Below are 13,408 nucleotides of genomic sequence, written 5' to 3'. Positions count from 1 at the left end.
CGGAAGAAGCCGCGCCGCTCCCCCGGGGCCCGGGCACATGGGCAAGCAGTACGACGATCCCAGGACGGAGATCCTTCGGCCAGTGACGGTGTTCACCATTCACCCGTGTGGTTCGTCATGGTCGGGCGGTCGCGGCGCGGGGGCCGCCGGCGGTCACGGCCGCCAGATGAGCACCAGCGCGCAGTCGTCGTTGTGGCCGGAGGACATGGCGTTGACCAGGGCCCGCGCGCCGTCGTGGAAGCCCGAGGTGAGCAGCCGCTCCGCCTCGCCGAGCAGCTTGTCCAGGCCCGCGTCGATGTCGCGCCCGGGCTGCTCGATCAGCCCGTCGGTGAAGAACATCAGGGCGTCGCCCTTGCGCAGCGTGCCGCTGTCGGGCTCGCAGTGCAGGTCGGGCACCACGCCGAGGACCACGCCCTTGGCCGAGGCGACCTGCCAGTTGCCGGTGCCCGCGTCGAACTTCACCACGGGCGGGTGCCCGGCGGAGGTGATCGTGTAGTCGCCCGTCGCCAGGTCGAGGCGTACGTGGACGGCGGTCACGAAGCCCTCGTCGCCGTGCTGCCGGTGCAGGTAGGCGTTGCAGGCGGCCAGGAAGTCGTCCGCCGAGCCGAGCAGGCCGCCGAACGTGCCCGACAGCATCAGCGCCCTGGTGCCCGCGTCGACGCCCTTGCCGGAGACGTCGACCAGCGCGATGTCCACCTGGTCGCCGTCACGTTTGGAGACGAGGAAGTCGCCCCCGAAGGAGGAGCCGCCCGCCTGCTTGAGCACCACCCGCCCGCCCCAGTCCTTGGGCAGGGGCGGCAGCTCGCCCTGGCCGCGCAGCCGGTCGCGCAGCTCCAGCAGCATCGCGTCGCCGCGCAGCCCCTGCACGCCGAGCTTGCCGCGGGTGCGCGCCATGAGCACGGCGAGCACGGTCGTGAACCCGATCGTCACCATGAGCCCGAGCCCGATGCGGCCCACGCCCAGCGTGAGGGCGATGTAGCCCAGGGCGACCGCGACGGCGCCGAGCAGCTTGGCCAGGCTCGCCAGCCGCAGCTGGAGCCCGCCCACGAGGGTGATGAGGATGAGCAGCGACGGCGAGAACCACTCGGTGGACACGCGCGCCGCCAGCAGGCCGACGAGGAGCGTCAGCATGATGAGGGTGACGAGCAGGTTGCGGTCGCGGGACAGGGTGCGGCGAAGGAATCGGACAGCGGGCACCAGCAGCGGCACCCGTACCAGGAGCGCGCGGAGCCGTGGCGGGATCAGCGGCGCCGGTCGGGAACTCATGATGCGTGTGACTGTATCGGTCTGACCCCGGTTTGGGCAGCCCACTTGACCAACGCCTTGATCATCATCCAGCGGTTATTGGGTGGCCGTGCCCGTTCGGCCGCTCCCACGGCGGACGGATGATCCTCCTTGACGCGCCGCCGGCTCGCCGGCGTGCGCGAGCGCGGGGTGAGCGTCGCCGCCCTTCGTCCCGGGGACGCCGCACGACCCGGCGCGGGAGCGCACGCCCGGCGCGGTGCGGGAGCCTGCCACCGCCATGGCCTGGAGCCCGGAGCGTGGGCGGGGCTGACCTTCTGACGTAGTCTCGACGGCATGGCGCTGCAGAGCTTGCAGATCACGGCGGTCACCGCGATGCGGGCCCGCGACGTGTCACGACCGTCGAAGGAGCAGCAGGAGGCCGCCGACCGGCGGCCCCTGCGTGACGAGATGCCGAGGCGCGAGCCCCGGCGACGGACATAGCGGCCCGGCCGCCCGCCGGACGCGGTGCCCCGGGGGCGGTCCCGGCCGCCCGGCGCTACGGCAGCGAGGGGAGCTGGCCGATCGTCTCGTAGCTCTCGACCTGGGCGATGCGGCGGCTGTGCCGCTCGGCGCCGGAGAACGGCGTGGCCAGGAAGACCTCGACGAACCTGGTCGCCTCCTCGGTGGAGTGCATGCGGGCGCCGACGCTGACCACGTTGGCGTCGTTGTGCTCGCGGGCGAGCCTGGCCGTCTCCTCGCTCCAGGCGAGCGCCGCGCGGATGCCGCGCACCTTGTTGGCGGCGATCTGCTCGCCGTTGCCGGATCCGCCGATCACCACGCCCAGGCTCGCCGGGTCGCCCGCCACGCCCTCGGCCGCCCGCAGGCAGAACGCCGGGTAGTCGTCCTCGGCGTCGTAGACGAAGGGACCGCAGTCGGTCACCTCGTGGCCGTGGTCCTTCAGCCACGACACGAGATGGTTCTTGAGCTCATAGCCGGCATGGTCGGCACCGATGTAGACGCGCACGCGACCAGTCTTCCACAGGCCGCCGCGAGGAGATGTGGGCGGCGCGGCCACTCGCTACAGTAAGGACTGCCAACCATGACCGCCCCTTACGGAAGTTGAGCGTCCATGCGTGAGATCCGCGCGATCGGCGACCCGGTCCTGCGTACGCCCGCCGAGCCCGTCGAGGGCTTCGACAAGGAGCTGCGCCGCCTGATCGACGAGATGTTCCAGGCGATGTACGCGGTGGACGGCGTCGGCCTGGCCGGCCCGCAGATCGGCGTGTCGCGGCGGCTGTTCGTCTACGACATCAGCGGCCGCAAGGGGCACGTGATCAACCCGGTGCTGACCGTGGACGACCCCGAGGAGGTCCTCGACCAGGAGGGCTGCCTGTCGGTGCCCGACCGGCAGAGCGGCAAGCCCATCTACGCGCCGGTCGCCCGGGCCGCCGGGGTCACCGTCGAGGGGCTCGACCGGCTCGGCCGCCCGGTGCGGATCAAGGCCCGGGGCTCGCTGGCCCGCTGCTTCCAGCACGAGACCGACCACCTCGACGGCAGGCTGTACGTCGACCGGCTGCCCAGGGACGAAGCGCGCAAGATCATGTCGAAGGCATAGATTGGCCCCATGATCCAGCTTTCCGGCAAGGGCGCACTGGTCACGGGCGGGTCCCGGGGCATCGGCAGGGCGATCGTCGAGCGGCTGCGCGCCGACGGCGCCGAGGTGGTCTTCAGCTACCACAGCAACGCGGAGGCGGCGGCGCGGGTCGCCGAGGAGACGGGGGCGCACGCCGTCCGGGCGGACCAGGCCAGCCGCGACGACCTGGAGACGCTGTTCGCCGAGGCGGAGAAGCTGCTGCCCGGCGTGGACATCGTCGTCAACAACGCGGCCGAGACCGGCCAGGGGCTCCTCACGGAGGTGACGGACGAGACGTACGAGCGGGTGTTCGCCGTCAACACCCGCGCCACGTTCCTGGCGATCCAGTGGGCCGCCCGCGTCATGCGCGACGGCGGCCGGATCATCAACATCTCCACCCTCAACACCGCGATGGCCGCGCCGGGCGTCGGCCTGTACGCGGCCAGCAAGGCGGCGGTCGAGCAGTTCGCCAAGGTGGCGGCGCGCGAGCTGGGCCCGCGCGGCATCACGGCCAACACCGTCTCGCCCGGCGCCACGGACACCGACATGCTGCGGGGCAGCAACCCGCCGGAGGCGCTGGAGCGGGCGACGGCGTTCACGGCGCTGGGCCGGCTGGGCCGGCCGGACGACATCGCCTCGGTGGTCGCGTTCCTGGCGGGGCCGGACGGCGGGTGGATCACCGGGCAGAACCTCCTGGCCACCGGCGGGCTGATGCTCTGACCCGCGCGGACGGGTCAGAGCTGAAGGCTCTTGAGCTCGAAGTACTCCTCCAGTCCGGCCTCGCCCAGCTCGCGGCCGAGGCCGGACTGCTTGTAGCCGCCGAAGGGGGCCGAGGGGTTGAACCGGCCGCCGTTGACCATGACCTGCCCCGTGCGCAGGCGGCGGGCCACGGCGACGGCGCGCTCCTCCGTGCCCGCCCACACCGCGCCCGACAGGCCGTAGCGGGTGCCGTCGGCGATGCGGACGGCCTGGTCCTCGGTGGTGTACGGGATGACCGACAGCACCGGGCCGAAGATCTCCTCCTGCTCGATGGCCATGCCCGGCTCGACCCCGGCGAAGACCGTCGGCTCGACGTAGTAGCCGCGGGGCAGGGGCCGTTCGGTGCCGCCCGTGACCAGCCGGGCGCCCTCCTCCTGGCCGCGGTTGATGTAGCGGACGACGCGGTCGCGCTGGGCGGCCGAGACGAGCGGGCCGAGGCGTGTGGCGTCGTCGAAGGGGTCGCCGACCGTGTACGTGCGGGCCGCCTCGACGGCCAGGCCGACCGCCTCGTCGTACTGGTCACGGTGGACGATCATGCGGGTCCAGGCCGTGCAGGTCTGGCCGGAGTTGACGAAGCAGTTGGCCACGCCCGCGGTGACGGCCTTGGTCAGGTCGGCGTCGGGCAGGATGATGTTGGCCGACTTGCCGCCCAGCTCCAGCGCGACCCGCTTGACGCCCTCGGCCGCGAGGGCGGCGACCCGGCGGCCCGCGGCGGTCGAGCCGGTGAAGGACACCATGTCCACCTCGGGGTGCGCCGCCATGGCCTCGCCGACGACCGGGCCGCGCCCGCTCACCAGGTTGAACACCCCGGGCGGCAGGCCGACCTCGTCGAGGATCTCGGCCAGCGCGTACGCGGCCAGCGGCGCCACCTCGCTCGGCTTGAGCACGACCGTGCAGCCTGCCGCGAGCGCCGGGGCCACCTTGCAGATGACCTGGTGCAGCGGGTAGTTCCACGGGGTGATCGCGGCGACGACGCCGACCGGTTCCCTGAGCACCAGGGAGTTGCCGACGCGTGACTCGCGCGGGTGGCTCGCGGCCATCCGGGCGTAGGAGGCGAGCACCCCGGCGGGCATCAGCGTCTGCACCTTGAGCGCGAAGCGCAGCGGGGCGCCCATGTCGGTCGCGATGGTCTCCGCGACGTCCGCGGAGCGCCGTTCGAGCAGCTCGGCCGCGGCGGCGAGGACCTTGGCGCGGTCCTCGGGACCGGCGGCCGACCACGCGGGGAAGGCCCCGCGCGCCGCCATGACCGCGGCCTCGACGTCCGCGGGCGCGCCCGCGGGAACCCGGTCGATGATCTCCTCCGTGGCGGGGTTGACGACGTCGATCGCCTCGCCCGAGACCGACGCGGTCCAGGCGCCGCCGATGTAGAGCTTGCGCATGGCCCCATGGTGGCGCGCCTCCATCGGCATTGCGAGGCCACGCGGATGACGGGAGTTCGTCAGAAGCGTACGAACTTGTGCCCGGGAGGTAAGGAAACCGCCCCCGGGCACCGCTGCCGGCCTGACCGGAGTTGACTCGGACCGGTTGACGGGACTCAGTCGAAGCGCGGCGAGCGCGTACGGGTGCGCTTGAGTTCGAAGAAGTCCTCGAACGCCGTCACCAGGAGCACGCCGTCCCACAGGCGGCCCGCCTCCTCGCCGCGCGGGACGCGGGTGATGACGGGGCCGAAGAAGGCGTTGGCGCCGACGCGGATGATCGGGGTGCCGACGTCGTCGCCGACCAGGCCGATGCCCTCCTCGTGCGAGGCGGCGATGGCCTCGTCGTGCTCATCGGAGTCCATGGCGGAGACGAGCTCCGCGTCGAGACCGGCGGCCACCAGGGACTCCTCGGCGATCTCCCGGTAGGAGTCGGCCTGCTTGGAGCGGCCCTCGTTGTGCAGCCGGGTGCCCATCTCGGTGTAGAGCGTGCCGGTGACGTGGTCGCCGTACTTCTGCTGGGCGGCGGCGATCACGCGGACGAGCCCCATGGCGCGGACCGTGCGGTCCTTGTAGTCCTGAGGGACGTCCTTGTCCTGGTTGAGCAGCTTCAGGCTCATGAGACGCCAGCGCGGCTCGATCGAGCGGACGTCCCCGACCTCGATCAGCCAGCGGGACGTGGCCCAGGCGAACGGACAGGAAGGATCGAACCACAGATCGACAGGAGTCCTGGTAGTCATGTGGGGCCATAACCTGGGTGCGTCGGTGCCTATTCCAGCATGACAGGATACCGACAACCCCGACGGAGTGGTGAAAAGGAGCACAACTTGGCAGGCAACCTGACTCGGGACGAGGCTCGCGAGCGCGCCCGGCTGCTGAATGTCGAGTCATACGAGGTCGCCCTCGATCTGACCGAGGGGGACGAGCGGTTCGAGAGCATCACCACCGTCCGTTTCACCGGCACGCAACCCGGCGCGTCCACCTTCATCGACCTGCACGGCGCCCGGGTACGCCGCGTCACCCTCAATGGTGAGGACCTCGACGTCTCGGCCTACGACGCCGAGAAGGGCCGCTTCCCGCTGCCCGGCCTGGCCGCCTCCAACGAGCTGCGCGTCGACGCCGACTGCGCCTACATGCGCACCGGCGAGGGCCTGCACCGCTTCGTCGACCCGGTCGACCAGAAGGTCTACCTGCACAGCCAGTTCGAGACCGCCGACGCGCACCGCATGTACGCGTGCTTCGACCAGCCCGACCTCAAGGCCACCTTCCAGCTCACCGTGCTGGCCCCGGCCGACTGGGAGGTCGTCTCCAACGCCGCCGCCGCCAAGGTGGAGGAGCTGGCGGAGGAGCACGGCCGGCACGGGTCGGTGCAGGCCGCCAAGCGGTGGGAGTTCCCGCCCACGCCGGTCATGTCCACGTACATCACCGCGCTCGTGGCCGGGCCGTACCACAAGGTGACCTCCGAGCACGACGGCATCCCGCTCGGCGTCTACTGCCGCGCCTCGCTCGCCGAGCACCTCGACGCCGACAACATCCTGGAGGTCACCCGGCAGGGCTTCGACTTCTTCCACAAGGTGTTCGGCTTCCGCTACCCGTTCGGCAAGTACGACCAGCTCTTCGTGCCGGAGTTCAACGCCGGCGCGATGGAGAACGCCGGGTGCGTCACCTTCCTGGAGGACTACGTCTTCCGCTCCCGGGTCACCGACGCGGTGGTCGAGCGGCGCGCCGAGACGATCCTGCACGAGATGGCGCACATGTGGTTCGGCGACCTCGTCACCATGCGCTGGTGGGACGACCTGTGGCTGAACGAGTCGTTCGCCACCTACATGTCGGTGCTCGCGCAGGCCGAGGCGACGCGCTGGGGCAAGGGCGCGTGGACGACGTTCGCGAACGTGGAGAAGTCCTGGGCCTACCGCCAGGACCAGCTCCCGTCCACGCACCCCATCTCCGCCGACATCCCTGACATGCAGGCGGTCGAGGTCAACTTCGACGGCATCACGTACGCCAAGGGCGCCTCGGTGCTCAAGCAGCTCGTCGCCTACGTCGGGCTGGAGAACTTCCTGGCCGGCGTGCGCGACTACTTCAACGAGCACGCCTGGGGCAACACCGAGCTGAAGGACCTGCTCAACGCCCTGGAGCGGACCTCCGGCCGCGACCTGTCGTCCTGGTCGAAGGAGTGGCTGGAGACCGCGTGGGTCAACACCCTGCGCCCCTCCTTCACGCTGACCGAGGACGGCCGCTACGACACCTTCGAGGTGCTCCAGGAGGCCCCGGCCGACTACCCGACGCTGCGCTCGCACCGCGTCGCGATCGGCCTGTACAAGCTGGACGGCGACGCGCTCACCCGGGTCAAGCGGGTCGAGCTCGACGTCGTGGGCGCGCGCACGGCCGTCCCGGACCTGGTCGGCGAGGAGCAGCCCGACCTGGTGCTGATCAACGACGACGACCTGACGTACGCCAAGATCCGCCTGGACGAGCGGTCGCTGCGCACGCTGGTCGACGGCGGCATCGCCCGCTTCACCGAGTCGCTGCCGCGCGCGCTGTGCTGGTCGGCGGCCTGGGACATGACGCGTGACGGCGAGATGTCCACCCGCGACTACGTGCGGCTCGTGGTGTCGGGCGTGTCCACGGTCAAGGACATCACGGTCCTGCAGGCCGTGCTGCGGCAGGCGCGGCTGGCCGTGCAGCAGTACGCCGACCCGGCCTGGCGGGCGGAGGGCCTGGCCCTGCTCGCCACCGAGCTGCGCTCGCTGCTGGAGGGCGCCGAGCCGGGCTCGGACCAGCAGCTCGCGTTCCTGCAGGCGTTCGCGCCGGTGGCCACCTCCGAGGGCGACCTCGCGCTGCTCGGCGGCATCCTGGACGGCTCGGCGGTGCCCGAGGGGGTGACCGTCGACACCGACCTGCGCTGGACCCTCGTCCACGCGCTGGTGTCGGGCGGCGTGCTGGGCGAGGCCGACATCGAGGCCGAGCTGCGCCGCGACCCGACCGCGACCGGCGAGCGCTCGGCGGCGATGTGCCGGGCCGCCGTCCCGACGGCCGAGGCGAAGGCGGCCGCGTGGGAGCGGATCGTGGAGGGCAAGCTGGCCAACCACATCGCCCGCACCACGATCAACGGCTTCCAGGACGCGAACCACGTCGAGCTGCTGGAGGCGTACCGCGACAAGTACTTCGCGGAGGTCGGGCGGATCTACAAGGAGTGGACCTTCGACCAGGCGTCGACGTTCGCGGTGGGGTGCTTCCCGGCGCTGCTCATCGAGCAGGAGACGGTGGAGGCGGCCGAGCGCTACCTCGCCGAGCACCAGCCGCCGCAGGCGCTGCGCCGCCTGATCCTGGAGGGCGCCGACGGCGTGAGCCGCGCCCTGCGCAACCGCGCCAAGGACGCGGAATCGGCGTCGTAGGGATGGACGCGGAATCGGCGTCGTAGGGACCGGCGCGGAATCGGCGTCGTCCGGTTCCTGATCTCCGGTTGTCCGAGGGCCCCGGCGCGTTCGCGCGCCGGGGCCCTCGGCGTCCGGGAGGCCGGGCTGCGTCGCGGATTCCGGCCAGGTCATGGGCCTGCCGGTGTTAGCCTCGATGGCGTGCTCGGCTCCGGGACCACGCTCAACGACCGCTACGTGCTCGCCGACCGCGTCGGCGGTGGCGGCATGGGCGAGGTCTGGCGTGCCGCCGACACGGTTCTCGGCCGCACCGTCGCCGTCAAGGTGATGATGCCCGCGCTGGCCGAGAACCCGGCGTTCGCCCGCCGGTTCCAGAACGAGGCGCGCGCCATGGCCACGCTGCGGCATCCGGGCGTGGTCGACGTCTACGACTACGGCACGTGCGAGGTCGGCGGGCGGCGGGTCAGCTTCCTGGTGATGGAGTTCGTCGAGGGGGAGTCGCTCGACCGGATCCTGCGCGCGAGGGCGCTCTCCCCGGCCGAGACGATGCGGCTCGTCGCCGAGGTGGCCGACGCCCTGGCCGCGGCCCACGAGCAGGGCATCGTCCACCGCGACGTGAAGCCCGCCAACCTCATGGTCAGGCCCGACGGGCGGGTGGCGCTGACCGACTTCGGCATCGCGCACTCCGTCTCGGCCGGGCAGCTCACCGCGACCGGCGCGATGCTCTGCTCGGCCGGCTACTGCGCTCCCGAGCTGGCCACCGCGAGCGAGGTCACGCCCGCGGTCGACGTCTACGCGCTGGGCGTGGTGGCCTACGAGTGCCTGACGGGGCGCCTGCCGTACGAGGGCGACACGCCCGTACAGATCATCTACAAGCACCTCCACGCGCCGGTGCCGGCGCTGCCGCCGGAGGTGCCCGCGGGGCCGCGGCAGGTGGTGCAGCGGGCGCTGGAGAAGGCGCCCGACATGCGCTGGCGGTCGGCCGCCGAGCTGGCCGCGGCGGCGCGCCGCGCGCTGGCCGAGCCGGGCTCGCGGCCCTCGTCGCGGCGCCGTCGCGGGCTGCTGAGCGCGCTGGCGTCGGTGGCGGCGGCCGTCACGGTCACCATGGCCGTCGCCGGGTCCGTCTGGACGCGTCAGGAGAGCGCCGCCGACCCGGGCACGGTCCTGCCGGCGCCCACCACGCACAGCCGTACGACGAGCGCGGCCGAGCCGCCCGCGCCCCGGCGCCACTCGGCGCCGCCGGCCAAGACGACCGCCGGTCCGCGGCCGAGCGGCACGCGCACCCCCGTCACGCCCACGGCCTCGCCGACGGCGGCCACGCCCACCGCGAGCCCCATCACGACGGCTCCCACGGCGACGCCCACCACGCGTGAGCCGGAGCCGACCGTGGAGCCGACGACGCCCGATCCGCAGGAGCCGACCCCGGATCCGACGCTGACCCGCGATCCGGGCGACATCCAGTGCGTCCGCTCCCCCTGCCCCTGAGTCGTGCGTGCCCTTGGGTCGCGTGCCCCTGGGTCGCGCGTGGTCCTGGGGCCCGCGCAGTGTCCGTCCGGTCCGTCGGCACAGGTCCGGCAGGCGCGGGGAGCCGCCCGGGAAACGCCCGTGCGGGCGGCACGGGCAGAGCGCGGCAAGACGCCGGTGCGGGCACAGCACGACAAAACACCCGTGCGGGCGGCGCGGGCACAGCGCGGCAAGACGTTCGTGACGGTGACGTCCGCTTTGCCGGGGAACGGTCCGGCGCGTGAGAGGGTGATCGGGTGAAGTCCACGCACGATCTGCTCGTCGCTCTGGCCCGCCGTCACGCGTTCGCCGACCTCGCCGCGCTCGCCCCCTCGGCGGAGGTGGCGGACGTGTGCGAGTTCGGGCACCGGCTGCTCTCCCTCGACGCCGAGGACTTCGCGGCCGAGGCGCGGTCGGTCCCGGCGGAGCTGAGGCGGCGGGCGCGGGCGTGCCACATGCCGCAGACCCCGCGCGAGCAGCCGCGGGGCGCGCTGGAGTCGCTGCGTCCGGCGTACGGGCTCCTGCTGGAGGTCATCGCCGTGCGCTGGCAGCGCCGCGAGCTGAGCCCGATGATCGCCGCCGTGCACATCGCCAGCGAGTACCTCCCGCTGCTGGCCTTCGAGCCCCACCTCGGCCACGCGGGCGACCCGGCGCGCTGGCCCGACGGGCTGAGCGCCCCGGGCAGCCGCTTCGGCGTGATCGGCGACCGCGACTGCGACCACACCAAGTCCGAGCAGTCGGCCACCAACCGGACCCTGCGGGTCTCGATCGAGCCCGCCGAGGGCTGGCGCGCGTACTTCGACCGGCAGCACAGCCAGGTCGCCGGCGCGCTGGCCGTGTGCGTCGCCACGTGCCGCAACCCCTGCACGGCGATGCACTGGATCCCGCCGGAGCCGCGCGCGGGCCTGTCCGTGCGGGCCCGCACCGCGCTGGCGTTCGCCGACACCCCGCTGGTACGGCTGCGCCACGCGGCCCCCGTCGGCCACGGGTTCGGCGTGCCGTCGCCCGAGGAGGTGCTGGAGGCCTGGGAGCGCAGCCGCGTCGCCCTGGACAAGAACGCGATCGGCGCGGCGGCCTCCAAGGACGACGGGTTCCCGCTGCCGGGGCTGCCGTCGCTGTTCGCGGCCGTGGCCGAGGCGCCCATCGAGCCCTCGACGCTGCTGGCCGGGGTGAGCGAGCACGTCGTGACCCTGCTCGACCGCATGCCCTCCGACGCCGTCTGAGGCCCGCCGCCCCGGCGCGGTCATCTCTTCCGGCCCTCCCTGCGCGGTCATCTCCTTGCCGTGGCGGCCTGCTCCCCCAGCGCCGCGATGCCGTACAGCAGCCCGCCCACCAGGTCGCCCGCACCGAACGCGGTGGCCATGGACATGGCGGTCAGCCGGCAGGCGCCGTCGGGCAGCCGCCGCCGGGCGCGTTCACCCGTGACGATCTCCAGCGCCCGCCCGGTGACGTCCACGAGGACGACGACCGCGTCGGGGGCCTCGTCGCCGAGCGCGGCGTGCAGGCGCTCGGCGAAGTGCCGCCGGCCGCCCGCGGGCGGGCCGAGGAAGAGGCCGAAACGGAGCCCGCTGCGCCGCTCGGCGGCGCGCAGGGCCCGCCTGACGTCGTCGGCCTGCGCCGTGCTGAGCCCGCGCATCGCCGTCACCACCCCGCGCAGGCGCCGCCGGTGCGCCGGCCGGGCTCGGCGGTCCGGGCCGCGGCCACCCAGTCGGTCGCGGTGCCGGGCGCCCAGGCGGGCGTCCGGTCGACGAGCACGATGCCGGAGGTGCTCACGCCGTGCTCGCCGCGGCCCGGGCCGCCGAGCCACACGGGCCCGGGCTCCTGCCCGCGCGGCGCGCCCTGCCCCGCCGCCATCACGATCAGGCTGATCAGGACGAACAGCCCCAGCGACACCCCGAAGAGTGCGCCCATGCTTCCCAGCGCGCTGTTCACCCCTCGACCGTAGACCGGCTTCCCGGCCCCGGCCAGACCCCTCCCGGGCCTCCTACCACAGGGGCGGGCGGCGTTCTCCCCAGAAGCCGCCGCGCGCCGCCTCGACCTGGGCCGACAGCGAGATCAGGGTGTCCTCGCCGCCGACGCGCCCGGCCAGCATGACGCCGATCGGCAGCCCGCCGTCCGTCCAGTGCAGGGGCAGGTTCACCGCCGGCTGCCCGGTGACGTTGTAGAGGGCCGGGAAGGCCGCGAACCGGCTCATCCGCTCGAACGTCTCCTCGGGCCCGTCCACGTCCTCGAACCAGCCCACCGGCCGGGGCGGCTGGGTGACGGTCGGGGTGAGGATCGCGTCGTAGTCGGCCGTGGCGGCCAGGGCGGCGCGGGTGGCGAGCTGGAGCGCCGCCTGCGCCTGCAGGAAGGTGGGCGCGGGGGTGGCGAAGCCGCGCTCTCGCAGCCAGGCGGTGAGCGGCCGCAGCATCCCGGCCTTGTCGTCGGCGACCGGGTGCATGCAGGCGAAGGAGCACCACAGGGTGACGAAATGCGGCACCAGGTCGGGCCCGTACGACGGGACGATGTCGACGATCTCGTGGCCCAGCGCCGCGAGCGTGGCGCTCGCCTCCTCGTACGCGGCGAGCACCTCGGGCTCCACGACGGCGCCGGGCACGACCGGGTCGGCGTGGCGGGCGATGCGCAGGCGGCCGGGCTCGCGGCGGGCGGCCTCCAGGAACGTGCCCTCGTGCGGCGGCGCGAGGTAGTGGTCGCCGGGGGTGTTGTGGGTCATGACGTCGAGCAGCGCGGCGGCGTCGGCGACGGTCCTGGCGATGGGCCCGTTCGTGGACAGGCCCGCGAGGTCGGGGATGATCGGCGCGAAGCTGATGCGCCCGCGCGTCGGCTTGATGCCGTACAGCCCGCACACGGAGGCGGGGATGCGGATGGAGCCGGCGCCGTCGCTGCCCTGCGCGGCGGGCGCGAGGCCGGCCGCCACCGCGGCCGCCGCGCCGCCGCTCGACCCGCCGGCGGAGGTGGCGGGGTCCCACGGCGAACGCGCCGGCGGCGAGAGCGCGGTCTCGGTGTAACACGGCAGGCCGAACTCGGGCGTGGCGGTCTTGCCCAGCATGACCGTCCCGGCGTCGCGCAGCCGCTCGACGACCGTGTCGTCCACGGGCGAGACGAACTCCCGGTACGTCGCCGAGCCGAACATGATCGGCACGTCCTTGACCAGGTTGAGGTCCTTGACCGGGATCGGCACCCCGGCGAGCGGCCCGTCGGGCAGCTCCTTCTCCAGGTGCCGCGCCTGGTCGAGGGCCCGCTCGGCGGTCACGGTCACGTAGGCGCCCACACGCGGGTCGATGCGTTCGATCCGGTCGAGGTAGTGGCGGGCGAGCTCGACCGGTGAGACGACCTGGTCGCGCACGGCCCGCGCCTGCTCCAGCGCGGATAGCTCGTGAAGGTCTCGCACGTTACGCACACTAGGGATCTGCGGCGAAGAACGTAATAGATACCCGGAAATCCGGCGCAGGACACGGTGACCTGAGCCATAAAACTATGGACGGGGCAACACTAGG

The 13,408-nt window shown here is 73.2% G+C and carries 13 protein-coding genes; 6 read left to right on the top strand and 7 right to left on the bottom strand.

Annotated elements, in window-relative coordinates; all coding sequences use genetic code 11:
* Positions 1 to 153: 153 nt before the first annotated feature.
* Positions 154 to 1,266: a PP2C family protein-serine/threonine phosphatase gene (locus tag HT134_RS21430; RefSeq protein ID WP_175602174.1), complete on the bottom strand. Its 1,113-nt coding sequence runs from the start codon at positions 1,264 to 1,266 to the stop codon at positions 154 to 156.
* Between the two features lie 312 nt (positions 1,267 to 1,578).
* On the opposite strand from HT134_RS21430, the gene HT134_RS21425 reads away from it, so the two are divergent.
* Positions 1,579 to 1,725 (top strand): hypothetical protein, encoded by a 147-nt coding sequence (locus tag HT134_RS21425; protein WP_175602173.1) that lies wholly within the window; start codon positions 1,579 to 1,581, stop codon positions 1,723 to 1,725.
* 55 nt (positions 1,726 to 1,780) lie between these two features.
* On the opposite strand, the gene HT134_RS21420 is transcribed toward HT134_RS21425, so the two are convergent.
* Positions 1,781 to 2,248, bottom strand: coding sequence for a ribose-5-phosphate isomerase (locus HT134_RS21420; protein WP_175602172.1), 468 nt, complete (start codon positions 2,246 to 2,248; stop codon positions 1,781 to 1,783).
* Between the two features lie 105 nt (positions 2,249 to 2,353).
* Between HT134_RS21420 and def the strand changes: the two genes are divergently transcribed.
* Both def and HT134_RS21410 read left to right on the top strand, forming a co-directional pair.
* Positions 2,354 to 2,839, top strand: a complete 486-nt coding sequence (gene def / locus HT134_RS21415; RefSeq protein WP_175602171.1) for a peptide deformylase — start codon at positions 2,354 to 2,356, stop codon at positions 2,837 to 2,839.
* A 9-nt stretch (positions 2,840 to 2,848) separates the two neighbouring features.
* Positions 2,849 to 3,577, top strand: a complete 729-nt coding sequence (locus tag HT134_RS21410; protein WP_175602170.1) for an SDR family oxidoreductase — start codon at positions 2,849 to 2,851, stop codon at positions 3,575 to 3,577.
* A 14-nt stretch (positions 3,578 to 3,591) separates the two neighbouring features.
* Here HT134_RS21410 and HT134_RS21405 read toward each other — a convergent pair whose 3' ends face one another.
* Both HT134_RS21405 and HT134_RS21400 read right to left on the bottom strand, forming a co-directional pair.
* A complete protein-coding gene (locus HT134_RS21405) occupies positions 3,592 to 4,995 on the bottom strand; it encodes an aldehyde dehydrogenase family protein (RefSeq protein ID WP_175602169.1) in 1,404 nt (467 codons plus the stop codon).
* Positions 4,996 to 5,150: 155 nt separating this feature from the next.
* Positions 5,151 to 5,771, bottom strand: coding sequence for a mycothiol-dependent nitroreductase Rv2466c family protein (locus HT134_RS21400; RefSeq protein WP_175602168.1), 621 nt, complete (start codon positions 5,769 to 5,771; stop codon positions 5,151 to 5,153).
* An 87-nt stretch (positions 5,772 to 5,858) separates the two neighbouring features.
* Between HT134_RS21400 and pepN the strand changes: the two genes are divergently transcribed.
* The 3 genes from pepN to HT134_RS21385 all read left to right on the top strand — a co-directional run bounded on the left by pepN (position 5,859) and on the right by HT134_RS21385 (position 11,134).
* A complete protein-coding gene (gene pepN / locus HT134_RS21395) occupies positions 5,859 to 8,429 on the top strand; it encodes an aminopeptidase N (protein ID WP_175602167.1) in 2,571 nt (856 codons plus the stop codon).
* A gap of 180 nt (positions 8,430 to 8,609) precedes the next feature.
* Positions 8,610 to 9,893, top strand: coding sequence for a serine/threonine-protein kinase (locus HT134_RS21390; RefSeq protein ID WP_217708130.1), 1,284 nt, complete (start codon positions 8,610 to 8,612; stop codon positions 9,891 to 9,893).
* Positions 9,894 to 10,168: 275 nt separating this feature from the next.
* Positions 10,169 to 11,134: a hypothetical protein gene (locus tag HT134_RS21385; RefSeq protein WP_175602166.1), complete on the top strand. Its 966-nt coding sequence runs from the start codon at positions 10,169 to 10,171 to the stop codon at positions 11,132 to 11,134.
* 47 nt (positions 11,135 to 11,181) lie between these two features.
* Here the strand turns inward: HT134_RS21385 and HT134_RS21380 are convergent, their stop codons facing one another.
* Genes HT134_RS21380 through HT134_RS21370 form a run of 3 tightly spaced genes read right to left on the bottom strand, consistent with a single transcriptional unit; the run spans position 11,182 to position 13,302 of the window.
* On the bottom strand, positions 11,182 to 11,547 hold the full coding sequence (locus HT134_RS21380) for a DUF5130 family protein (protein WP_175602165.1): 366 nt from the start codon (positions 11,545 to 11,547) through the stop codon (positions 11,182 to 11,184).
* A gap of 5 nt (positions 11,548 to 11,552) precedes the next feature.
* A complete protein-coding gene (locus tag HT134_RS21375) occupies positions 11,553 to 11,843 on the bottom strand; it encodes a hypothetical protein (RefSeq protein WP_175602164.1) in 291 nt (96 codons plus the stop codon).
* Positions 11,844 to 11,895: 52 nt separating this feature from the next.
* Positions 11,896 to 13,302, bottom strand: a complete 1,407-nt coding sequence (locus tag HT134_RS21370; protein ID WP_175602163.1) for an amidase — start codon at positions 13,300 to 13,302, stop codon at positions 11,896 to 11,898.
* Positions 13,303 to 13,408 lie beyond the last annotated feature (106 nt).

The sequence above is a fragment of the Nonomuraea rhodomycinica genome (genome assembly GCF_013363995.1).
GTDB lineage: Bacteria > Actinomycetota > Actinomycetes > Streptosporangiales > Streptosporangiaceae > Nonomuraea > Nonomuraea rhodomycinica.
The sequence above is the reverse complement of the archived record's forward strand: the minus strand, read 5'-3'. Positions and strand labels throughout refer to the sequence as shown.